At 69.2% G+C, this 22,505-nt stretch carries 18 protein-coding genes; 7 read left to right on the top strand and 11 right to left on the bottom strand.

The window, feature by feature from the left end; genetic code table 11:
- Positions 1-15 precede the first annotated feature (15 nt).
- The 4 genes from VB080_RS11130 (at position 16) to VB080_RS11145 (ending at position 6,237) form a co-directional block, all read left to right on the top strand.
- Positions 16-1,347 (top strand): ABC transporter substrate-binding protein, encoded by a 1,332-nt coding sequence (locus VB080_RS11130; RefSeq protein ID WP_323418517.1) that lies wholly within the window; start codon positions 16-18, stop codon positions 1,345-1,347.
- Positions 1,348-1,452: 105 nt separating this feature from the next.
- Entirely contained in the window at positions 1,453-2,430 is a 978-nt protein-coding gene (locus VB080_RS11135) for a sugar ABC transporter permease (protein WP_323418518.1), read from the top strand.
- Positions 2,423-3,232: a carbohydrate ABC transporter permease gene (locus VB080_RS11140; RefSeq protein WP_323418519.1), complete on the top strand. Its 810-nt coding sequence runs from the start codon at positions 2,423-2,425 to the stop codon at positions 3,230-3,232. Before VB080_RS11135 ends, VB080_RS11140 begins: the two co-directional genes overlap by 8 nt.
- Positions 3,229-6,237, top strand: a complete 3,009-nt coding sequence (locus VB080_RS11145) for a glycoside hydrolase family 2 TIM barrel-domain containing protein (RefSeq protein ID WP_323418520.1) — start codon at positions 3,229-3,231, stop codon at positions 6,235-6,237. Before VB080_RS11140 ends, VB080_RS11145 begins: the two co-directional genes overlap by 4 nt.
- Positions 6,238-6,301: 64 nt before the next feature.
- On the opposite strand, the gene VB080_RS11150 is transcribed toward VB080_RS11145, so the two are convergent.
- The 3 genes from VB080_RS11150 to VB080_RS11160 all read right to left on the bottom strand — a co-directional run bounded on the left by VB080_RS11150 (position 6,302) and on the right by VB080_RS11160 (position 10,007).
- Entirely contained in the window at positions 6,302-7,063 is a 762-nt protein-coding gene (locus VB080_RS11150) for a hypothetical protein (RefSeq protein ID WP_323418521.1), read from the bottom strand.
- Between the two features lie 149 nt (positions 7,064-7,212).
- Positions 7,213-8,934, bottom strand: coding sequence for a ubiquinone-dependent pyruvate dehydrogenase (gene poxB / locus VB080_RS11155; RefSeq protein ID WP_323418522.1), 1,722 nt, complete (start codon positions 8,932-8,934; stop codon positions 7,213-7,215).
- Between the two features lie 425 nt (positions 8,935-9,359).
- On the bottom strand, positions 9,360-10,007 hold the full coding sequence (locus VB080_RS11160; RefSeq protein WP_323418523.1) for a helix-turn-helix transcriptional regulator: 648 nt from the start codon (positions 10,005-10,007) through the stop codon (positions 9,360-9,362).
- Positions 10,008-10,187: 180 nt separating this feature from the next.
- Between VB080_RS11160 and VB080_RS11165 the strand changes: the two genes are divergently transcribed.
- Genes VB080_RS11165 through VB080_RS11175 form a run of 3 tightly spaced genes read left to right on the top strand, consistent with a single transcriptional unit; the run spans position 10,188 to position 14,625 of the window.
- Entirely contained in the window at positions 10,188-11,561 is a 1,374-nt protein-coding gene (locus tag VB080_RS11165; protein ID WP_323418524.1) for a hypothetical protein, read from the top strand.
- Positions 11,558-14,263 carry a multicopper oxidase domain-containing protein gene (locus VB080_RS11170; RefSeq protein WP_323418525.1) on the top strand — a complete coding sequence of 902 codons (2,706 nt, stop codon included), beginning with the start codon at positions 11,558-11,560 and terminating at the stop codon, positions 14,261-14,263. The genes VB080_RS11165 and VB080_RS11170 overlap by 4 nt, the downstream gene beginning before the upstream one ends.
- Before the next feature lie 59 nt (positions 14,264-14,322).
- Complete coding sequence (locus tag VB080_RS11175) at positions 14,323-14,625, top strand: DUF2249 domain-containing protein (RefSeq protein ID WP_323418526.1); 303 nt, start codon at positions 14,323-14,325, stop codon at positions 14,623-14,625.
- Between the two features lie 111 nt (positions 14,626-14,736).
- Here the strand turns inward: VB080_RS11175 and VB080_RS11180 are convergent, their stop codons facing one another.
- The 8 genes from VB080_RS11180 to VB080_RS11215 all read right to left on the bottom strand — a co-directional run.
- Positions 14,737-15,162, bottom strand: a complete 426-nt coding sequence (locus VB080_RS11180) for a type II toxin-antitoxin system VapC family toxin (RefSeq protein ID WP_323418527.1) — start codon at positions 15,160-15,162, stop codon at positions 14,737-14,739.
- The gene (locus tag VB080_RS16060) at positions 15,159-15,419 is read right to left on the bottom strand and encodes a ribbon-helix-helix protein, CopG family (protein WP_416339635.1); all 261 of its coding nucleotides are present in this window, start codon (positions 15,417-15,419) and stop codon (positions 15,159-15,161) included. The genes VB080_RS11180 and VB080_RS16060 overlap by 4 nt, the downstream gene beginning before the upstream one ends.
- 164 nt (positions 15,420-15,583) lie before the next feature.
- The gene (locus tag VB080_RS11190) at positions 15,584-16,066 is read right to left on the bottom strand and encodes a MogA/MoaB family molybdenum cofactor biosynthesis protein (RefSeq protein WP_323418529.1); all 483 of its coding nucleotides are present in this window, start codon (positions 16,064-16,066) and stop codon (positions 15,584-15,586) included.
- Complete coding sequence (locus VB080_RS11195; protein ID WP_323418530.1) at positions 16,063-17,301, bottom strand: MFS transporter; 1,239 nt, start codon at positions 17,299-17,301, stop codon at positions 16,063-16,065. Before VB080_RS11195 ends, VB080_RS11190 begins: the two co-directional genes overlap by 4 nt.
- Entirely contained in the window at positions 17,298-18,062 is a 765-nt protein-coding gene (gene narI, locus VB080_RS11200) for a respiratory nitrate reductase subunit gamma (protein WP_323418531.1), read from the bottom strand. Before narI ends, VB080_RS11195 begins: the two co-directional genes overlap by 4 nt.
- 1 nt (position 18,063) lies before the next feature.
- On the bottom strand, positions 18,064-18,864 hold the full coding sequence (gene narJ, locus VB080_RS11205) for a nitrate reductase molybdenum cofactor assembly chaperone (protein WP_323418532.1): 801 nt from the start codon (positions 18,862-18,864) through the stop codon (positions 18,064-18,066).
- Positions 18,861-20,504, bottom strand: a complete 1,644-nt coding sequence (narH, locus tag VB080_RS11210; protein ID WP_323418533.1) for a nitrate reductase subunit beta — start codon at positions 20,502-20,504, stop codon at positions 18,861-18,863. The genes narJ and narH overlap by 4 nt, the downstream gene beginning before the upstream one ends.
- A gap of 409 nt (positions 20,505-20,913) precedes the next feature.
- Positions 20,914-22,505: molybdopterin dinucleotide binding domain-containing protein (locus VB080_RS11215; protein ID WP_323418534.1), on the bottom strand; the 1,592-nt coding region annotated here is incomplete at its 5' end.

Genomic DNA, 22,505 nt, shown 5'->3' on the forward strand with positions numbered 1-22,505 from the left:
CCGGAAGGGTTGTCAATGAACAAGGCAAGGAAACTCCTCGCGCTCGCAGCGGTGGTGCCGCTCAGCATCACGCTGGCGGCGTGCGGGGGCGGGAACACCGCCACGACTCCGCCGGAGGGCGGATCGACGGCCGCAACGACGGACGCTGGGTCGGGCGGTGGCAAGCTCACCGCCTGGGCATGGGATCCGACCTTCAACATCTACGCGCTGAACGAGGCCGCGAAGATCTACGCCAAGGACCATCCCGGCTTTGAGATCAACGTGGTCGAAACCCCCTGGGACGATCTGCAGACCAAGCTGACCACCCTGGCCCAGTCCGGGCAGACCGACCAGCTGCCCGACATCTTCCTGATGCAGAACAACGCCTACCAGAAGAACGTGATCAACTACCCGGACCTGTTCACTGACTACTCCACGTCAGGGATCGACTTCAGCCAGTTCCCGCAGGCGGTGGTCGACTACTCGGTGGTGGACCAGGTGAACTACGGGCTGCCGTTCGACAACGGCACCGCCGTCACCGCGCTGCGCACCGATGTCCTGGCCGAGGCCGGCTACACCGTCGACGACTTCACCGACATCACCTGGAGTGAGTTCATCACCAAGGGTTCCGATGTCCTGGCCAAGACCGGCAAGCCGCTGCTGAGTGGGCAGGCGGGCTCCTCCGACCTGATCATGATGATCCTGCAGAGCGCCGGCGCCAGCCTGTTCGACGCTGAGGGCAAGCCGACCATCGTGGGCAATGACGCGCTGCTGAAGGCGATTGACGTCTACTCCCAGCTGGTGACCTCCAAGGTGCTCACCGAGGTCAACTCGTGGGACGAGTACGTCGGCACCTTCGTCAACGGCAATGTCGCGGGCACCATCAACGGGGTCTGGATCCTCGGCTCGGTGCAGACTGCCAAGGACCAGGCCGGCAAGTGGCAGATCACCAACCTGCCCAAGCTCGACGGCGTGTCCGGAGCCACCAACTACTCCGCCAACGGCGGATCCTCCTGGGCGATCAGCGCCAACGCGAACGCCGAACTGGCAGCCGACTTCCTGAAGTCCACCTTCGCCGGCTCGACCGAGTTCTACGACACGATCCTGCCGTCCTCGGGTGCGATCGCGAACTGGATCCCGGCCGGCAAGAGCACCGTGTACGCGCAGCCGCAGGAGTTCTTCGGCGGCCAGCCGGTGTTCGCCAAGGTGATCGAGTTCTCCGCCCAGGTGCCGAGCAACAACACCGGTGCCTACTACTACGAGGGTCGCGACGCGGTGAGCGCGGCGATCACGAAGATCCTCAACGGCACCGACCCTGCCGCGGCTCTCGAAGAGGCGCAGAAGAACGTCGAGTTCGCCATGCAGTGAGTGACCGGCTTGGGGTGGGGGCAGCGACACCGTCCCCACCCCAAGCCGCCGCCACGGGCCGCACTGCCCGTCCCGACCAATCCGTGCACGAAAGGTGAACCCCTCGTGTCAGTCTCCGCCACCCCGACGGCCGGGCGTTCGGCCCGCCGCCGACAACCACCCGGTCAGCAACCCACGGGCCGCCGAACAGCAGGGGATTCGATCAACAGCCTGGAGCGGCGCCGGAGTCTCACCGGCTGGGTGTTCCTGCTGCCGGCCGCGCTGCTGATCGCCTGGATGAACTTCTATCCGATGGTGCAGGCCTTCATCCTGTCGTTGAAGACCGGACGCGGTTCGCGACTCAGCTTCGCCGAACCGCTGTGGTCGAACTACCAGCGGCTGTTCGACGACGAGATCTTCCGGCTGACCCTGCAGAACACCTTCATCTACCTGATCATCCAGGTGCCGATCATGTTGGTGATGGCCCTGATCCTGGCCAACCTGCTGAACAGCAAGAACCTGCGGTTCCGCGCACTGTGGCGCACCGCGATCTTCCTGCCCTGCGCTGTCGGGCTGGTCTCCTACTCGCTGGTCTTCCGCACGATGTTCGCCAACGACGGTCTGGTCAACGACCTGCTGCTGGGCCTGCACCTGGTCGACGCCCCGGTGAACTGGCTCGGTCAGACCGGCACCGCCCGGTTCGTCATCATCCTCGGCCTGCTGTGGCGCTGGACCGGCTACAACATGGTCTTCTACCTGGCCGCCCTGCAGAACATCGACGATTCCACCCTGGAGGCGGCCCGGATCGACGGGGCCGGGCCGGTCAAGACCTTCTGGTACGTCACCGTGCCGCAGCTCAAACCGATGATCCTGCTGACCGCGATCATGTCCACCAACGGCACCATCCAGCTCTTCGACGAGTCCTGGAACCTCACCCAGGGCGGTCCGGCGTACACCTCGATGACGATGTCGCACTACCTGTACGAGCTCTCCTTCCAGAAGAACCCGAACTTCGGCTACGCCGCCGCACTGTCCTACGCGATCCTGATCATGGTCGCCGTCCTCGCCGCCATCCAGATGAAGGTGGGTGACAAGCGTGACTAGGACGCTGCGCAAGCTCCCCGGCTACCTGTTCCTGGCGGTCGCGGCCCTGCTGTCGGTCTTCCCGCTCTACTTCATGCTGGTCTCGGCGACCAACAGCAGCGCCGACGTCCTCGACTCCCGGATGCTCCCGGGCACTCACCTGCTGGAGAACTGGTCAGCGCTGGTGGGCTCCCAGGACGTCGGCTCGGCGATGTGGTACTCGGCGGTCAACGCCGTGGTGACCACCGTGCTGGCGCTGTTCTTCTGCTCGATCGCCGGCTACGGCTTCGAGATCTTCCACTCCCGTGGCAAGGACGTCGTGATGAACATCCTGCTGCTGGCGATGATGATCCCGTTCGCCGCCACCATGATCCCGCTGTTCCAGATGTTCGCCCAGATGAAGCTGGTGAACTCCACGATCGCGGTGGTCCTGCCGGCGATCGCCACCCCCTTCCTGATCCTGCTGTTCCGGCAGGCGTCCCGCTCCTTCCCGCACGAGATCATCGAGGCGGCCCGGATCGACGGCGTCCGTGAGGTGGGCATCTTCTGGCGGATCTACCTGCCGACCATGAGGTCCACCTACGCTGCCGCTGCGGTGATCACCTTCATGACCGCCTGGAACAATTTCCTCTGGCCCAGGGTCATCCTGGTCAGCAACGAGTACCAGACCATGCCGATGCTGATCTCGAACATGCGGGCCGGTTACGTCACCGACTACGGAGTGCTGATGCTGGCTGTCACCCTGGCCTCACTACCGGCCGTGGTCGTCTTCCTCGCACTGCAACGCAGCTTCGCCAACGGCATCACAGGAGCCATCAAGTGACCTTCGACCCCAACCGGATCGCCGATCCGAAGTTCTTCGCCGACCACCGCCTGGCGGCCCACTCCGACCACCGCTGGTTCGCCGACCAGGCCGAGGCCGCGGCGGGAGAGAGCAGCTTCGAGCAGTGCCTGAACGGGGTGTGGAAGTTCCACTACGCGCCCAACCAGGCGTTGCGTCCGGTGGGCTTCGAGGCGCCCGGCTTCGACTGCTCGGGCTGGGACGACATCCCGGTGCCCTCCCACCTGCAACTGCAGGGCTACGGCCGGCCGCAGTACGCCAACGTCCAGTACCCCTGGGACGGCTGGGAGGAGATCTGGCCCGGGCAGGTGCCGCAACGGTTCAACCCGGTCGGCAGCTACGTCCGGCGGTTCACCCTCGACCACCCGCTGGCACACGGCGAGCGGCTCAGCGTCTCCTTCCAGGGCGCCGAGAGCGCAGTGGCGGTCTGGTTGAACGGTCGCTACGTCGGTTATGCGGGTGACTCCTTCACCCCCAGCGAGTTCGACCTGACCGATGCCCTGGTCGAGGGCGAGAACCGGCTCGCCGCGCAGGTGTTCACCTGGACCGCCGGCTCGTGGCTGGAGGACCAGGACTTCTACCGGTTCTCCGGGATCTTCCGCGACGTCGTGCTGTACCGGCGGCCGCGGGTGCACGTCGAGGACGTCGCCGTCACCACTGCCGTGTCCGACGACCTCGCGGAGGCGACGGTACGGGTGCGGTACGGGCTGGTGGGCGACGGCAGCGTGTCGGCGACGCTGGACGGGGTCGGGCTGACGGCCGAGGTCGACGGCGGGCTGGCGCTGCGGCTGACCAGCCCCCGGCTGTGGAGCCCGGAGGACCCCCAGCTGTACGACCTGGTCATCGAGGTGAGGGACGAACAGGGCCGGCTCACCGAGTACATCCCGCAGCGGGTGGGGGTGCGCCGGTTCGGCATCGAGGACGGTGTGCTGAAGCTGAATGGGCAGCGGGTCGTCTTCAAGGGGGTGAACCGCCACGAGTTCGGCCTGAACGGCCGGGTGATGACCCCCGAGCGGACCGAGGCCGACCTCCGGCTGATGAAGGCGGCCGGCATCAACGCGGTGCGCACCAGCCACTACCCGAACAACAGCTACTTCTACGAACTGTGCGACCAGTACGGCCTGTACGTCATCGACGAGATGAACCTGGAATCCCACGGCCTGTGGGACGCGCTGCTGCGCGGGCGGATCACCGCCGACCAGGTGGTGCCCGGCGACCGTCCGGAGTGGTTGCCGGTGCTGCTCGACCGGGCGCGCAGCATGGTGGAACGCGACAAGAACCACCCCAGCATCGTGATCTGGTCCTGCGGCAACGAGTCCTTCGGTGGCGCCGACCTCCTCGCAGTGGCGGACTGGTTCCGTCAGGTGGACACCCGTCCGGTGCACTACGAGGGTGTGGTCTGGGATCCGCGCTACCCGCAGACCACGGACGTCGTCAGCCACATGTACACCGCTGCCGCCGACGTGGAGGAGTACCTGCGGACCCACCGCGACAAGCCCTTCATCATGTGCGAGTACGCCCATGCGATGGGCAACTCCTTCGGTGCGGTCGACAGGTACCTCGACCTGGCCTACCGCGACCCGTTGTTCCAGGGTGGTTTCATCTGGGACTTCGCCGACCAGGCGATCCCGCTGGTCGACCGGCACGGCCAGGAGTACTTCGGCTACGGCGGCGACTGCGGCGAGGCGCCGACCGACTACGACTTCAGCGCCAACGGCATCCTGTTCGCCGACCACACCCCCAAGCCGTTCCTGCAAGAACTGCGGCACCTCTACCAGGGGTTCCGGATCACGATCGGACGCGAGGCGATCGAGCTGGAGAACCGGCTGCTGTTCACCGACTCCTCGGTCTACGAGTGCGTTGTCACGCTCGCCCGCGAGAGCGAGGTGCTGGAGGAGCAGGTGGTGGAGACCGCCGTTGTTCCCGGTGCCACCGGGACGTACCGGCTGCCGTTCGCACTCCCGCAGACCCCCGGCGAGGTGACGGTGGACGTCTCGCTCCGGCTCCGGGCGGCAACCGCCTGGGCGCCGGCCGGCCACGAGGTGGCCTTCGAGCAGGCCGTGTTCCCGGTGGCCGGGGCCTCCGTCCGGCGGTCGGGGGCGGCTGCTGCGGAGTTGGTCGACGGAATCCACAACATCGGGGTGCGGGGTCCCGGCTTCAGCGCGCTGTTCTCACGGCTGCACGGCGGCCTGGTCTCCTACCGGTACGGCGGTGCCCCGGACGGCGGCCGCGAACTGCTGCGCGGCATCCCACAGCCGAACTTCTGGCATGCTCCCACCTCGAACGAACGAGGCTGGGGGATGCCAGCGATCGACGGCCCGTGGCTGCTGGCCAGCCGGTACGCCACCTCGGTGACCGACGGCTTCCCGGTCGCCGAGCGCGACGGGGACGCCGTGGTGGTGCGCTACCGCTACCGGTTCCCCACCACGCCGGGGGGCGAGTGCGACCTGGCCTACCGGGTGGACGGCGACGGCCGGGTTGAGGTGACCCTGACGCTGCGGCCTCAGACCAGCCTGTCCGATCCCCCCGAGTTCGGCCTGCTGCTCGCCACCGACGCCGACCTGCACCACCTGCGGTGGTACGGCGAGGGGCCCGAGGAGTGCTACCTGGACCGGCGCGGAGGTGCCCGGCTGGGAGTGTACGAGGGTGACGTCTGGAGTCAGCTGACGCCGTACGTCCGTCCCCAGGAGGCCGGCAACCACACCGGTGTGCGCTGGGCGAGCGTCACCGACGACTCCGGTGCCGGGCTGCGGTTCGACAGCCCGGACCCGATGGAGTTCTCAGCCCTGCCGTGGACGCCGTTCGAGGTGGAGAACGCCCTGCACCCGGTCGACCTGCCCCCGATTCAGCGCACTGTCCTGCGCCCGGCGCTGATGCGGCGGGGGGTTGGCGGCGACCAGTCCTGGGGTGCCCGCACCCATCCGGAGTATCTGCTGCCCGCCGGCGAGGAACTGGTCTTCCGGTTCGGGTTCCGGGGGATCCGGTAGGGCGCGCCTGACCGGTGATGGGCCGCCAGGTCGAGGCTGGCGGCGTCCGTCAGTCGGAACCCGGTCAGTCGGTGGCGTCCGGCTGGCTGGTCGCGGGACGCAGGCTGACCAACTCGCCCAGCGGCGTGCGTCCGGCGAGTTCGGCGCGGCGGAGGTTGATGTAGCCGATCAGGGCGACCAGCGCGGCGGCGGTGGTGTCGAGGATCAGGTCGGTCATGGTGTCGAGCAGTGCCGCGCGTCCGACCAGTACCTCGCCGGTGTCGGTGATCACCTTCTGCATGTTGGTGCCGAACAGGCCGTCGATGCTGAATTCGTAGATCTCCCAGACCACCCCGCAGGTGGCGCCGAAGCAGAAGGCGAAGAAGGCCACGAAGGCCGCGCTCAGGTTGACCTTGCGGGGTTCGGCGTCGTTGAGCAGTTGGACCAGGTAGAAGCCCAGCGTGCCCAGCATGATGCCGCTGAGGAAGTGCAGGATCGAATCCCAGAACGGGAACAGGTAGTAGAAGCTGCGCACCTCACCGAGGTAGATCGCCGCGTACAGGAAGACGAAGAAGGCGATCTGCATGCCGCTGGGGACGGTGATCCCCAGTTGGCGGTGCACGATCGTCGGCAGGAACATCACGAGCAGGCCGCCACCGCACTGCAGCAGCATCAGGACATAGTCAGCCCGTACCCGGATCGCCGGATCGGTGGAGGTCTCCGGTGCCCAGGCCAGGTGCAGGGCGGTGTAGACCACCGAGGCCGCCAGGATGAGGAACAGCAGCACCTGGATGACACGCGCCACCTGGTCGGAACGCGGACGCCTGGCGCGGGGGGCTGCGGGCATGATCACCTCGGTTTCGGGACGGATCGTGTCCAACCCTAGACGGTCCTGTGGGCCGGGAACACGCTCGCCGACCGGCGGCAGGACGCGTCGGTACGACGCGGATCGACCCGCGTCCGTCGCGTTCTGCCCGACCCGGCGGGTGGGCAGGGTCAGAACACCTGGCGCAGATTCGCCCGGGTGAGGTCGAGCAGTTCGTCACCGCGACCCGACAGCAGGGTCCGCATCGCATAGAGGGCGAAGCCCTTCGCCTGGTCGAGCGTGACCGAGGGCGGGATGGTCAACTCCTGCCGCTCGGTCACCACGTCCACCAGCGCCGGCCCGTCGTAGGCGAAGGCCTCGGTCAGAGCGGCTTCCAACTCGGCTGACTTCTCCACCCGGAATGCCTTCAGTCCGGCGGCCCGGGCGATGCCGGCCAGGCTTGGATTGTGCAGATCGGTGGCGCTGGTGACGAAGCCGGCAGCCTTCATCTCCAGTTCCACGAAGTTCAGCGAGGAGTTGTTGAAGACGATCACCTTGACCGGCAGGTGGTTCTGGGTGAGCGTCAGCAGTTCGCCCAGCAGCATCTCCACCCCGCCGTCCCCGGACAGCGCGACCACCTGGCGTCCCGGGAAGGCGGACGCCACTCCGACTGCCTGCGGCAGAGCGTTGGCCATGGAACCGTGGACGAAGGAGCCGATCAGCTTGCGGCGTCCGTTCATCTTCAGGTAACGCGCGGCCCAGATCACCGGGGAGCCCACGTCCGGGATGAACACCGCATCGTCGGTGGCGAGTTCGTCGATCAGCCGGCCGACGTACTGCGGGTGCAGCGCTGCGGTGCCCTTCCGCGGGGTGGCCAGGTCGTCCAGCTTGGTGCGAGTGGTTGCGTAGTGGGCGAGGCAGTCCTCCAGGTGTGACCGGTCGGGCTTGCGGTCCAGCAGCGGAAGCAGGGCGTCGAGGGTGTCCCCGACATCACCGACCAGGCCGAGGTCGAGTGGGATCCGGCGGCCGAGGTGCTCGCCGCGCAGGTCGAGCTGGATGATGGTGGCCTGTTCGGGCAGGAAGGGACGGTAGGGGAAGTCCGTCCCCAGCATCAGCAGGGTGTCGCAGGCCTCCAGCGCCCGGTAGCCCGACGCGAACCCGAGCAGGCCGGTCATCCCGACGTCGAAGGGATTGTCGGGCTCGATGAACTGCTTGCCGCGCAGGGTGTGCACGATCGGCGCCGCGAGCCTGTCGGCCAGGGCGACCACCTGGTCGTGGGCGCCCTCGCAGCCTGCACCGGCCAGGATCGTCACCTTGGAGGCCCGGCCGAGCAGGTCGGCCGCCTTCGCCAATTCGTCGGCGCCCGGCAGCACCCGGGGCGTGGCCGCGCGGACGGCGGTCACCGTCTCGTCGGCCGCGTCGGCCAGCGCGACATCACCCGGGATGACAACGACTGCCACGCCCTTTCGCTCCAGCGCCGCCTGCATGGCGGTGCGCAGGATGCGCGGCATCTGGAGCGGGGAGGCGGCGTACTCGGTGTACACCGAGCACTCCCGGAACAGCTCCTGCGGATGGGTCTCCTGGAAGTAGCCGCTCCCGATCTCCGAGGTGGGAATGTGCGCGGCGATCGCCAGTACCGGGACCCTGGAACGCTGGGCGTCGAACAGGCCGTTGATCAGGTGCAGGTTGCCCGGCCCACAACTGCCGACGCAGACGGCAAGCTCGCCGGTCAGCGCGGCCTCGGCGCTGGCCGCGAAGGCGGCCGCCTCCTCGTGCCGCATGTGCACCCAGGCGATGCCCGAGTTTCGCAGCGCATCGGTGAACCCGTTGAGTGAGTCGCCGGGGATTCCGTAGACCCGCTTCACCCCGCTCGCGACAAGGGTGTCGACCATGTTCTTCGCGACAGTTGCCATTGCTCCTCCTGATCGGTGCGTTCCTATTGTGACTCTGGCAAGGCTGGACAGCTACCTGATCAGGGAGCGAGCGCCGGAGCGACTGAGCCAGAAGGCGGCCAGGCCGATCGTCGCCGCGGGCAGGGCGGCAACAACCGAGGCCGGTATGGCCTGCTCGGGCGCGGGAACAGGGAGGGCGCGAGGTGGGCCGGCTGGTGCCTCCGTTCATGGTGTGGCTGAGGGTCCGCTGACGGGAGGTTCGTCACAGCTTGAGGGTGTGTCTGGTGGGCCGGGTGGTGCCGTGAGTCATGGTGTGGCTGAAGATCCGCTGACGGAAGGTTCGTCACAGCTTGAGAACGGGGAGCGTCCTCTGCGGCGAACTGCGGCCGGGTGGTCAGGCCGCCGGGGCCCCGGACAGGGTCCGGGTGCCTGAGTCCTGGGGAGCGTCAGGCCGCTGGGGCCCCGGACAGGGTCAGGGTGCAGGCGCCGGGGGCGGAGAACGGGTGCAGCACTGCCGGGCGGGGGGACAGCGTGTCGATCAAGCCCTGGTGGATCAGGCAGACCAGCTCGGGATGGCGGTGGACCAGATCGAGCAGCGGACAGGTCAGCAGCCGCAGGCCGTCGCCGGACGGCTGGGGTGTGAAGCCCTGCCGGGCCAGCAGGCCGGCGAGGTCGGGCAGCTCTCCCTCGCGCTCGGCGAGTCGGCGTCCCCAGGACCGGCCGACCGACAGCGCCGCGCCCTTCGGATCGTCGGTTCCGGCCAGGTGATCGGTGACCGCTTCGAGCAGGGCGTGGTGATCGTTCAGGTCGTCGCTCTGGCCGGCCACCTGCCGTCCGTCCACGGTCACCCGGAAGGTCTGGGACGGCCGGCCGCGTCCCTGCGGTGGCAACAGCGACACCTCGACGAATCCGGCCTCGACCAGATGGTCGAGCTGGACCCGGATGCTGTTCGGGTGGCCGCCGAGGACGGCGGTCAGCTCGGCGATGGTGGCCGGTCCGGCGGAGTCGGCGAGTGCCTGCAGGACGCGCAACGCAGCGGTTCCGGGACGATCCGTCCTGGCCGGCCGCGGTCCGAGAGGAAGCGAGGTGCGCACCAGGCAAGCGTAGTGTATTTTCTCTATGCTGACATGTATTAAAAGCGGACCCACCGTCCCGCGGCCACTCCACCGCCATCCCCCCGGCGAACGGAGCCCCAGCGGCAGGCTGACTCCCCCGGAAGCCTGCCCGGCCGCCGGGACGGTGGATCCAGGGCGAGAAGGGATCGGGTGCAGGCCGTGACGCAACCCTTGCCCGCGAGCCGCCCCCGGCCTCGGGGTGCGCGCGGACGGCTGGCGGTGCTCGCCCTCGGCGGCGGCTGCCTGATTGCGGGCCTGGATGCCGCCCTGCTGCGACTAGACCTGTGGGCTCCGGTCGACTCGGCCCGGGTCGGCGACGTCCACGGGCTGGTGATGGCCCTGGGCTTCCTGGGGACGCTGATCGCGCTCGAACGCGCGCAGGCCCTCCACCGGAACTGGGCCTATCTGGCACCCGTCCTGCTGGGCCTCGGCGGCCTCGTCCTGCTCACTCCCGCGCCCCGCCTGCTGGGCAACCTGCTGCAGGTGGAGGGCGCTGTGCTGTTCGTCGTGGTCTACCTGGCACTGTGGCAGCGGGCACCCCGCCCACTGGTGGCGGTGCAGGTGCTGTCGGCGGTGCTGGCGCTCGGCGGGGCGGTCGTGGTCGTCCTGGTCGACATCCCGGCCGCCGTGAGTTGGCTGGCCGGCTTCATCGTGCTCACCATCGCCTCCGAGCGGGCTGAACTGGCCCAGCTGTGGATGGGGCCGCGCGCCGAGCGCACCCTGCTGGGGCTGTCGGCCGCCCTCACGCTGGCGATTGCCGCGGGACTGGCCTTCCCGGCGGTCGGGCAGCGACTGGTCGGGGTCGTGCTGGTGGGCTGTGCGGGCTGGCTGGTACTCCGGGACGCCGCGCGCCACCAGTTGCGGCTGCGAGGTCAGCGCCGCTACATCGCCGTCGCTCTGCTGGCTGGCTATCTGAACCTCGCGCTGGCCGGCGGGGTGCTGGCCGTCCGTGGGCTGGTGGCCGACCAGGCCGGCTACGACATCGTCGTGCACGGGGTCTTCCTCGGGTTCGCGGTGTCGATGGTGATGGCCCACGCGCCGGTGATCCTGCCCGCCGTCCTGGGACGGCCGCTGCCCTACCGTCCAGTGCTCTACCTGCCGCTGGTCCTGCTGCACGGCGGGCTGCTGGTGCGGTTCACCGCGGCCTTCGTGGGCGCGGAGCAGGTCTGGCGGGTCGGTGGCGTGGTGACGGTGGTGGCCATGCTGGTCTTCCTGCTGACCGCGGTGACGCTGGTCGTCCGCGGGGAGCCGGGCGGGGCGTCGCCGCGTGGTCGGGGCGCGGCGGGCTCGGCTGGTGCAGCGAGGGCACCGGGCTCGGCCGCTGGGCCGGGGATGCGGGGTGCGGCGGACTCGGCCGGCGCAGCGAAGGCGGCGGGCTCGGCTGGCTCAGCGGACGGTGGGGTTGCGATGGGCTCGGCTGGCGCAGCGAAGGCACCGGGATCGGCCGGGGGACTGGACGGTCGGCTCCGCGCGGGCTCGCCCGGCGGGAACGGTGTCGTGGAGACTGCCCGGACGAGAAAGGCGGACCGATGAGCAAGCAGTTGGCGCGCGGGTTCTCCCCCTGGCGTGACCTGCCGCTGGTGTTGTGGCTGGTCGCCGCCGCCGCGGTGGCGCTCACCCACCGCTGGATCGCCGACAGCTCCTGGCTGATGCTGCACCTGGTGCTGCTCGGTGCGGTCAGCCACGCGATCCTGGTCTGGAGCCATCACTTCGCCCAGACCGTGCTGCGCGCTCCCGCCACCGATGCCGGCCGACGTCACCAGACCATCCGGCTGGCGCTGCTGGCGGCTGGCACGGCGATGGTCCTGGTGGGGGTACCAACCACGCTGTGGCCGCTCACGGTCGCCGGGGCAGCGGTGGTCGGGACGGCGGTGGTCTGGCACGCGCTGGTGCTGCGCCGGATGCTGCGCCGGGCGCTGCCCGCCCGGTTCCGGGTGACCGTCCGCTACTACCAGCTGGCAGCGGCCTTCCTGCTGATCGGCATCACGATCGGCGCCATCCTGGCCTGGGGCTGGGACGACTCCTGGCACGGCCGGCTGCTGATCGCCCACGCCCTGGCCAACCTGCTGGGCTGGGTGGGGTTGACCGTCGCCGGCACCCTGCTCACGCTGTGGCCCACCGTCCTGCGTGCTCGGATGGACGCCCGCGCCGAGCTGTGGACGCGCCGCGCCCTGCCGGTCTTCGGCGGCTCGGTGGCGCTGGCGGTCACCGGAGCTCTGGTCGGGGTGAGCTGGCTGGCCGCCCTCGGCCTGGTCGGCTACCTCGCCGCCCTGGGACTGTGGGGACGGGGGCTGTGGCAGCCACTGCGCTCCCGTCCGGTGCGGGAGTTCGCGCCCGGCTCGATCGGCGCGGCGCTGCTCTGGCTGGCGATCGGGCTGGCCTGGGCCGGCTGGCTGCTGGTGACCGCGCCGAACTGGGAGGCCGTCCGGGAGGCCTTCCTCGGCCCGGCCGCAGCCCTGGCCGCCGGCTTCGGGGTGCAGGTCGTCACCGGCGCCCTGTCCTACCTGATCCCCTCGGTCAGCGGCGGTGGGCCGGACGCCACTCGCGCCGCACAGGTCTGGCTGAACCGGGCGGGCGGGTTCCGGTTGATCGCGATCAACGGCGGTCTGGCGCTGTGGCTGCTGCCTTCACCCAGCTGGGTGAAGGTCGTGGGCTCGTCCCTGGCGCTGCTGGGTGGGTTGGCCTTCCTGCCGCTGATGATCGGCGGACTGGTGGCCGGTCACCGGGTGAAGACCGGACGGTCGGCGGGCGGGGCGCGCGCTTCCGCCCCGGTGCCGGACCGGACCGCGACGGCTGCGGCAGCCGGATCGATCTCCTCGTCAACTGCCTCCGCCGCTGCGCCGGGGCGGGCCGCCGTCGAGCCGGCGTCGGTCTTCTCCGCCGGACAGGTGATCGCCGGGCTGACCGCGCTGGCCACCGCGGTGGTCGTCGGGGTCGGGGTCGACCCGGCCGCTGCCGGGCTCGGGGCTCCGTCCGCCAGCACCGCTACCGTGACTGCCACCGGCACCGTGGTGCGGGTCGAGGTGAGCATCGTCGGAATGACCTACGTCCCCTCGCAGGTCCATGTCGCAGCCGGCGATCGGTTGGTCGTCGACCTGGTGAACTCCGACACCACCACCCATGACCTGGTGATCGGCCAGGCCCGTACCGGCAGGCTCGCCCCCGGGGCCAGCGCCGAACTCGACGCCGGCGTCATCGGCGAGTCCATCCAGGGCTACTGCTCGGTGGTTGGCCACCGGCAGATGGGCATGGTCTTCGACGTGATCGTGGACGACGCCGTCCCGGCGCCGACCGCGACCGCAGGCACCGGACACCAGCACGAGCACCCGGCCACGACCCCGGCCGCCGAACCCGCGCCGCTGTCGTCGGTGATCGACCCGGTGCTGCCGCCACTGACCGGCGAACGCGTCCACAAGCTCACCTTCACCGTGCAGGAGGTGCCGCTGGAGGTCGCACCGGGGGTGTGGCAGAAGCGCTGGACGTTCAACGGACGGGCTCCCGGGCCCACCCTGCACGGCCGGGTCGGGGACGTCTTCGAGATCACGCTGGTCAACGACGGGTCGATCGGTCACTCGATCGACTTCCACGCCGGCTCCCTGGCCCCGGACCAGCCGATGCGCACCATCGAGCCGGGCGAGAGCCTCGTCTACCGGTTCACCGCCACCATGGCCGGGATCTGGATGTACCACTGCTCGACCATGCCGATGAGCGCGCACATCGCCGCCGGCATGACCGGCGCCGTGGTGATCGAGCCGGACGGGTTGCCCGCCGTCGACCGCTCCTACGTCCTGGTGCAGTCCGAGATCTACCTGCAGACCGCGGCCGCAACCCCCGCCGAGGCAACCGAGGTGGATGCCGACAAGGTGAATGCCGAACAACCCGACTACCTGGCCTTCAACGGCATCGCGAACGGCTACGACTCCCACCCGCTGGCCGCGAAGGTGGGCGAGCGGGTGCGGTTCTGGGTGCTGGACGCGGGCCCCAACCGGCCCAGCAGCTTCCACATCGTCGGCACCCAGTTCGACACCGTCTACCACGAGGGCGGCTACCTGCTGAAGAACGGCCGCGACGCCTTCGGGACGGTCGCCGGCGGCTCCCAGGTACTCGGCCTGCAGCCTGCCCAGGGCGGCTTCGTCGAGGCGGTCTTTCCCGAAGCCGGCCACTACTCGATGGTCTCCCACCTGATGGTGGACGCCGAGCGCGGCGCCCACGGCATCGTCGAGGTCACCGACTGAGCCTGTCCACCAACCCCGCTGCCGGAACCCCGGGAGCGAACCACGAAAGGAAACCGACCATGAGCGAGACCCTGAAGGTGACCGAGGTCACCACCCCGTCCTCCGGCGGCTGCGCCTGTGGCGGCCACGACGACGACACCCCGGTGCTGGACGTCCGTCCGATCCCGCACGCCATTCGGCACGCCGCGGTCTTCGGCGCGTTCGACGCCATTCCTGAGGGCTGGTCGCTGGTGATCATCGCGCCGCACCGTCCGCTGCCGTTGCTCGCCCAGCTGGCCGAGCGCGCCCCGATCGACGTGGAGTACCTGGTCGAGGGCCCGGAGGCCTGGCACGTGAAGATCACCCGTCTGCAGCAGCACTGAGCCGATCAGCCTGAGGGTTGGCGGAGTCGTCGCGAACACGAGCCGGCGCCACCCTCGGGCTGTCGGAGGCCAACGTCGGAAGGCGGTCGAAGACCGGTGAGAACCCGGGGATCATCCGGCCAGTACGTGCTGTGGCGTAACCGTTGTCAGCCCCGGTGTGCCGCCGAAGTCGGGGTCGGTGGTCACGAGTTCGGCAAAGCCGTGCTCCAGCGCAGTGGCGGCGTGCAGCGCGTCTCGCCCACGCAACGGCCCGGCTTCGACCAGGTCGAGGGGGCCGGCGAGAACTGCGCTGTCCACCGGGTACAGCACGCAGGCGTCGAGCAACAAGCGCCCGGCTGCAACAGCGGCGTGTGCCGGGCCACGACGTAGCCGGTGGAAGGTCACCTCCTGGACCAGCTGGGTGCTGGCATGCAACTCGAGCGTGCCTGCCGCTGCTGCCGCGAGCACGCCACGGCAGGCTTCCCGGTCCGGATGGGGGGCACCCAGCGCGTACAGCACCACCGGGGTGTCGATGAAGATCCGGCGAGGTGGCGTCACGCCTGGCGCTCCAGTTCAGCTTCCGGCTCGGCCTTCACCGATGCCCAGGACGGCTCAGGGCCGTCGGGGGTCACGGGCAGGGCGAGCAGCCGCTCGGCAGCGCTGATTCGAATCGTCCATTCATCCGCGAACCTCAGGTCGATGGCCTGGCGGACGATCTCGCCAATCGACTCGTTCGTCCGCTCAGCCTCGCTCTCCAGCAGGCGATAGCGCTCATCATCCAGCAGGATCTGGAGCCGTCGTTCAAGCCGTGACAGACAGGGATTAGCACGTGTATACCTGTGTAGCTGGGTGGGCGATCGGCCCGACGAGGTGGCTCAGCTGGCAGCGCAACCGTTCCCGGGTCACAGCTTGTCGGCGTCCAGGCGAACTCCGGCAGCCTGGGGAAACACCGGAGCTGCTTGTTCTCCCGGGAGTGCGGTCAGGCGTGCCCAGCGCCGTCCAGCTGCCCGACGATGTAGCTCAGCTGGTCTCCGATCACACCCAGGGCGTCGCGGATGCCGCCGCGGGAGCCCGGGACGGCCAGCACCAGCGCAGGCGGATGGTCACCGGTCACTACCCCGGCCACCTCGCGGGAGACCAGTGCCGCCGCGGTGTGTTCCAGGCCGCGGCGCCGGATCTCCTCAGCGATGCCGGGGATCTCGAAGGCGAGCAGTCCGCGGATGGTCTGTGGGGTGAGGTCGTGCGGGCCGATCCCGGTGCCGCCGCAGGCCAGCACCACCCGGGCGCCGTCGGTGATTGCGTCGCGGATGGCGGCCTCGAGCGCTGCCGCGTCGTCCGGCACCACCGCAGAGCTCACCTCGCAGCCGAGGTCGTGGAGCAGGCTGACAGCCACCGGACCGCCCCGGTCGGTGTCTGTCCCGGCGGCAATCTCGTCGGAGACCGTGATCACCCGGGCTCTCATGGCAACGTCTGGGCAACAGGTGCGGGAGCTGCCGGGGTGCGCTGCCGTCCTCGCAGCAGCAGCGCCAGGACGAACGCCAGCGCGGCGGTCGCCACCAGCAGCCACAGCCCCAGGGCGTAGGAGTTGGTGGCGGCGCTGTAGGTGGCGCCCATCACCAGCGGCGGGAAGTAGCCGCCCAGCCCGCCGGCGGCAGCGACCACGCCGCTCACCGAGCCGACCTTGTCCGGCGGCGCGAGCCGCGGCACCCAGCCGAACACCGCACCCTGGCCGGCGCCGAGGGCTGCGGCCATGCCCAGGAAGGCCGCTCCGGTGACGATGCCTTCGGGCGGTTCCAGGCTGACCACCCAGGCCAGGACGGCGATCGCCGCCAGCGAGATCGCCGCGATCAGCTTGGCGCCCAGCTTGTCGGCCAGCACCCCGCCGATCGGACGCGCAATCACCGCCGCGACCACGAAGCTGGCCATCCGGGTGCCGGCACCGATCTGATCCACCTCCTGGGGGTAGATCGTGGTCAGGTACTTCGGCAGGAAGGTCGAGAACGCCACGAAGCCGCCGAACACCACCGCGTACAGGAAGGACATCTGCCAGGTGATCGGCAGCCTCAGGGCGTCCTTCACCCGTCCCATCACCGGCTGCGGGTTCGGCTGCCAGGCCGGGGATTCCTTCATGAGGAACCAGACCACCGCCGCCATCACCACCATCACACCGGCAATCACCAGGTGGGTGTTCAGGTAGCCGATGTTCTGGGCCAGCCGCGGGGTGAGGAAGGCCGACACGGCGGTGCCGATCATGCCCATGCCGAAGATGCCATTGGCGAAGCCGCGCTGTTCGGGCTTGTACCAGGCGCTGGAGAACGGGATCCCGACGGCGAAGATGGTGCCGGCCACCCCCAGGTAGAAACCGGCGATGATCAGCAGCCAGAACAGTTTCAGGCTGCCGGCCAGGGCCACCAGGAGTACTGCCGGCATCGCCCCGAGCAGCACCAGGGTGAACATCCTCCGGCCGCCGAGCCGGTCGGTGAGCGCGCCGACCAGCACCCGGCCGAGCGCTCCGACCAGGACCGGGGTGGCGAGCATCAGCGAGATCTGGCCCTCGCTGAGGCCCATCTCGGTGGCGTAGGTCTTCTGCAGCGGCGCGATGGACATCCAGGCCCAGAAGCCGGTGGTGGAGGCCAGGGTGGCCAGGATGACCTGGCCCAGTTGGCCGCGCAGGGCTGGGGTGGCGGTGTCGGTCATCGGTCTCCTCGGTCTCGGTCACGGGTACCGACCGGGTCCCAGCCGCGGACGCGGGTGTGGGAGGCGGCCGGCGGCACGGCGTCCCGGCTGCGGTAGACCACGTAGGGACGGAACAGGTAGTGCAGCGGCACGGTGAAGGCGTGCACCAGTCGGCTGAACGGCACCAGGGCGAACAGCGTCAGGCCGATCAGGATGTGCACCTTGAACTGCCAGGTGGCTGCGGCCATCGCCTGGATGTCCGGCTGGAAGACCAGCAGCGAGCGGAACCAGATCGACACCGTCTCGCGGTAGTTGTGGTGCTCACCGGTGGGGGTGTGATCGCCGGTCAGGGTGGCGATCAGGCCGAACACGATCGCCGCGGCCAGGATGACGTACATCAGCTTGTCGTTGCGGGTGGTGGCCAGGAAGACCGGTCCGGTGGTGCGGCGGCGGTAGATCAGCAGCGCGATCCCGACCAGGGTCGCCACCCCGGCCAGGGTGCCGGCGCTGAGCGCGATCAGGTGATAGGTCTCCTGGCTGATCACCAGATCGGTCCACGCCTTCGGGACGAGCAGGCCGAGCAGGTGGCCGCCCAGCACCATCAGCAGCCCGAAGTGAAACAGCGGGGAGGCGATCCGCAGCAGTTTCGACTCGTACAGCTGGGAGGAGCGGGTGGTCCAGCCGAACTGGTCGTAGCGGTAGCGCCAGACCAGCCCGGCGATCAGGGTGAGCGCCACCAGATAGGGCACCACACCCCACAACACGATGTCGAGCGCGTTCATCTCAGTTCCCTCCGCGGGACGACGTGACGAGATCCTCGCCTTCGCGGGGAGGACGGGTCGGGGATGCGAGGCGGCCGGCAGGGGACGCGGGGTGGCAGTCGGCCGCGGGGCGGCCACCGGAGTCGCGGGACTGGTCGCTGGCGGCCGGGCGCTGGAGGGGGCCTGCCACGGAATCCAGGCCGACGAACTCCACCGGACGGGCCTCGCCGTAGCGGGCCTGCACCTCGGCCTGGGTCCGGGGCGATTCTCCCGGCAGGCAGCCACAGATCGCCGCCAGCACGCCGGCGTGCGGCAGGCCGTCCTTGGCCAGCCCGAGCCGCAGCAGCTCCAGACTGGCCCGGAACCGCTGCAACAGCGCCCGTCCACGCTGCGGGTCGGCGACCGCGAACTCCAGCACCATGGGCAGGAAGTCCGGCAGTTCCCCACCGGTGTCGACCAGCAGGCCGGAGTCGCGGTAGAGCTGTTTGATCTCGGCCAGCACCTCGCCGCGACGACGGGTGTCGCCGTCGGTCCAGTAGCTCAGGTGCAGGGCGTGCCGCCGGGAGAGATCGAACTCCTGGATATGGAAGGACTGCAGCTGTGACAGCGGCATCCCGCCGAGGTGGGCCAGGACAGGCGCGAAGCTGGCCTCGGCGCCGGTTCCGGCCAGCGCACCCTCGATCATGCCGAGCTGGGTGAGCAGTGCCGCCTCCGGGTAGGTCAGCACGAGGGCGGCCGCCTGGAAGACCAGTGGCTGGGAGATCCCGGCCTCGGAGTCCCCGACCGGCTGGCCGATCGTTCGCCGGCGGCTGAAGAGGTTCATGGGGTGTCCTCGTTGGCGTCCCAGTTGAGCATGCCGGCGCGGTTGGCCAGGGCGGCGGCCGAGGCAGCCTCCTCGGCCTGCTGGCGCTGCTTGAGCGCGGAGTAGGTCTCGATCGCGACCGGGACGGGCCGGCCGGAGGCCTCGCCGAAGGGGCCGGAGGCGTACATCCCCGGGCCGTCCTCGTAGTCCAGTGAGCAGGCCAACTCCTCCAGGTTGTGGGCCTGCTCGGTGTGAGCCTTAGGGATGACGTAGCGATCTTCGTATTTGGCGATCGCCAGCAGCCGGTACAGCTGCTCGATTGCTTCCGGGGTCATCCCGACGGCGGCGGCCAGTTCCGCGTCCCGTCCGGTGTCCAGGGTCACCCCACGCATGTAGGAGCGCATCGCGGCCAGCTTCTGCAGCACGTCGGTGACGATCCCGGTGTCGCCGGCGGTGAACAGTTCGGCCAGGTACTCCACCGGGATCCGCAGCGCATCGATCGCGCCGAACAGGTTGCCGGCGGCCTCGGCGTCGTGACCCTGGGACTTCAGCAGATCGACCACCGGCGACAGCGGCGGGATGTACCAGACCATCGGCATGGTCCGGTACTCCGGGTGCAGCGGCAGGGCGACCTTGAAGTGCTTGATCAGCGCGTAGATCGGCGAGCGCTGGGCGGCGGCGATCCAGTCGTCCGACATGCCGCCCGCCTTGGCCAGCGCGACCACCTCGGGATCGTGCGGGTCGAGCAGCAGGTCGAGCTGCGACTCATACAGTTCGTCGTCGGGCACCGAGGCGGCGGCGGTGACCGCATCCGGGTCGTAGAGGATGATGCCGAGGTAGCGCAGCCGTCCGACGCAGGTCTCGGCGCACACCGTGGGCAGGCCGACCTCGAGCCGCGGGTAGCAGAAGGTGCACTTCTCGGCCTTGCCGGAGCGGTGGTTGAAGTAGATCTTCTTGTAGGGACAGCCGGTGATGCACTGCCGCCAGCCGCGGCAGCGGTTCTGGTCGACCAGCACGATGCCGTCCTCGGAGCGCTTGTAGATCGCCCCGGACGGGCAGGACGCCATGCAGGACGGGTTCAGGCAGTGCTCACAGATCCGCGGGAGGAAGAACATGAAGCTCTGCTCGTACTCGAACTTGATCTTCTCGTTGGCCTGGTCGCGCAGCTTCTGCACGACCGGATCGGTGTCCCCGGTCTCGTGGATGCCGCCCAGCGAGTCGTCCCAGTTCGCACTCCAGGTGATCTTGGTGTCCTCGCCGGTGATCAGCGACTTCGGCCGGGCCACTGGGAAGTCGTCGCCCAGCGGCGCCGAGATCAGGTTCTGGTAGTCGTAGGTCCACGGCTCGTAGTAGTCGCCAAGTTCGGGCTGGACGGGCGAGGCGAAGATGCTGAGCAGCTTCTGGAAGCGCCCGCCACTACGCAACTTGAGGCCGCCGGAGGAGGTGCGCACCCAGCCGCCGCGCCACTTCTCCTGGTCCTCGTAGCGGCGGGGGTAACCCAGGCCGGGCCGGGTCTCGACATTGTTGAACCAGACGTACTCGGTGCCGGCCCGGTTGGTCCAGGCCTGCTTGCAGGTCACCGAGCAGGTGTGGCAACCGATGCACTTGTCGAGGTTCATCACCATGCCGACCTGCGCCATCACGCGCTTGGGCTTGGCCATCAGGAGGTCACCTCCCCGGCGCATCGACCTACTGCTGGTACGTCGCCTGACCGTTGGCGGAAGCGGTCTGGGGCGCCCGGTGCGTCCCCACACCGCCCACCGCCCTCAGGCAAGCTGTGACTGACCAACCGCTGTCGGAATCTTGGCCACAGCTTGCGGCGGGAAAGAGCTGGGAGATGGCTCGGGAACATCAGCAAGCCGCCCGCCACGCCAAGCTGTGGGTGAGCGACCGTTGTCGGAACTCCAGTCACAGCTTGTGGCGGGGGAGGGGTGGGGGCGGAGTCGAGGCGATGTGGGGTGGGGCTCATCGGCAGGCCCCCTTTCGCGTCAAGCTGTGGGTGAGCGACCGTTGTCGGAACTCCAGTCACAGCTTGCGGCCGGGAAAGGGGGCGGAGGGCGGTCGGCGACATCAGTAGGTCACCTCCTGGGAGCGGCGGCGGACGGTGGAGACGATGTCGCGCTGCACGCCGGTCGGGCCGAGGTAGTTGAAGGCGTAGGACTGGTGGGCGTAGGCCCCGATCAGGTGGGTGGGTTTCACCAGGATGCGGGTCACCGAGTTGTGGATGCCGCCGCGCTTGCCGGTGGCCTCCGACTTGGGGACGTCGATGGTCCGCTCCTGGGCGTGCTGGACGTAGCAGATGCCGTCCGGCAGCTTGTGGGTGACCACCGCCCGGGCGACGAAGACGCCGTTGGCATTGGTCAGCTCGATCCAGTCATTGTCCGCCACCCCGATCGAGGCGGCGTCGGCGACGCTCAGCCAGGCCTGCGGGCCGCCGCGTCCCAGGCTCAGCATGAACAGGTTGTCCTGGTATTCGGAATGGATCGACCACTTGTTGTGCACGGTGAGGTAGCGCAGCGTGATCGCCTTCTCGCCGGTCGGGCCGAGTTCCGGCTCGCCGAAGGCGTGGGTCATGTCCAGCGGCGGACGGAAGGTGGGCAACTGCTCGCCGGAGTCGATCATCCAGTCGTGGTCGAGGAAGAAGTGCATCCGTCCCGAGAGGGTGTGCCAGGGCTTGAGCCGTTCGGTGTTGATGGTGAACGCGGCGTAGCGACGTCCGCCGGTCTCCGAGCCTGACCACTCCGGGGAGGTGATCACCGGCTGCGGTGCCTCCTGCGTCTGCCGGAAGGTGATGATCCGTTCCTCCTGACCTTCGGAGAGGTCGGCCAGCTTGCGTCCGGTCTTGGCCTCCAGGTCACCGAAGCCGTAGGTGGCCAGTTCGCCGTTGGTGGTGCCGGAGAAGGTCAGGATCGCCTCGGCCAGCCGGGCGTCGGTGTCGATCGCCGGACGGCCCTGCCCGGCACCGCTGGGCATCACGCCGTGCAGCTTGCCCAGCCGCTCCACCGCGTGCTTGACGTCGTAGGTGATGTTCTTCACCGTGAAACCGAGCCGGTCGGCCAGCGGGCCGACGGTGGCGAGCTTGTCGGCGATCGCGGTGTAGTCGCGCTCCACCACCATCAGCGCCGGCAGGTTCTTGCCGGGAACCGCCGGCAGGTCGGTGCCGCGCCAGTCCGGGACGTGGCCGCCGGGCTGGCTGATCTGGCCCGGGGTGTCGTGCTGCATCGGGACGGCGACCAGGTCGCTGCGGGTGTCGAGCCGCCCCTTGGCCAGCTTCGAGATCGCGTTCGCCAGCAGGGTGAAGAACTCGTAGTCGCTCTTGGCCTCCCAGGGCGGATCGATCGCCGGGGTGAAGGCGTGCACATAGGGGTGCATGTCGGTGGAGGAGATGTCGTACTTCTCGTACCAGGTGGCCGCCGGGAAGACGATGTCGGAGAGCAGCGTGGTGGAGGTCATCCGGAAGTCGGCGCTGATCAGTAGATCGAGCTTGCCCTCCGGTGCCTCGTCGCGGAACTTCACCACCGTCGGTTTGGCTTGCGCGCCGTGCTCGTTGGGCATCAGGTTCGAGCCGGTGCCGAGCAGGTGCTTGAGGAAGTACTCATTGCCCTTGGCCGAGGAGCCGAACAGATTGGAGCGCCAGACCACCATCGTCCGCGGCCAGTTCT

The sequence above is a fragment of the Propionicimonas sp. genome (genome assembly GCF_034927565.1).
Lineage (GTDB): Bacteria > Actinomycetota > Actinomycetes > Propionibacteriales > Propionibacteriaceae > Propionicimonas.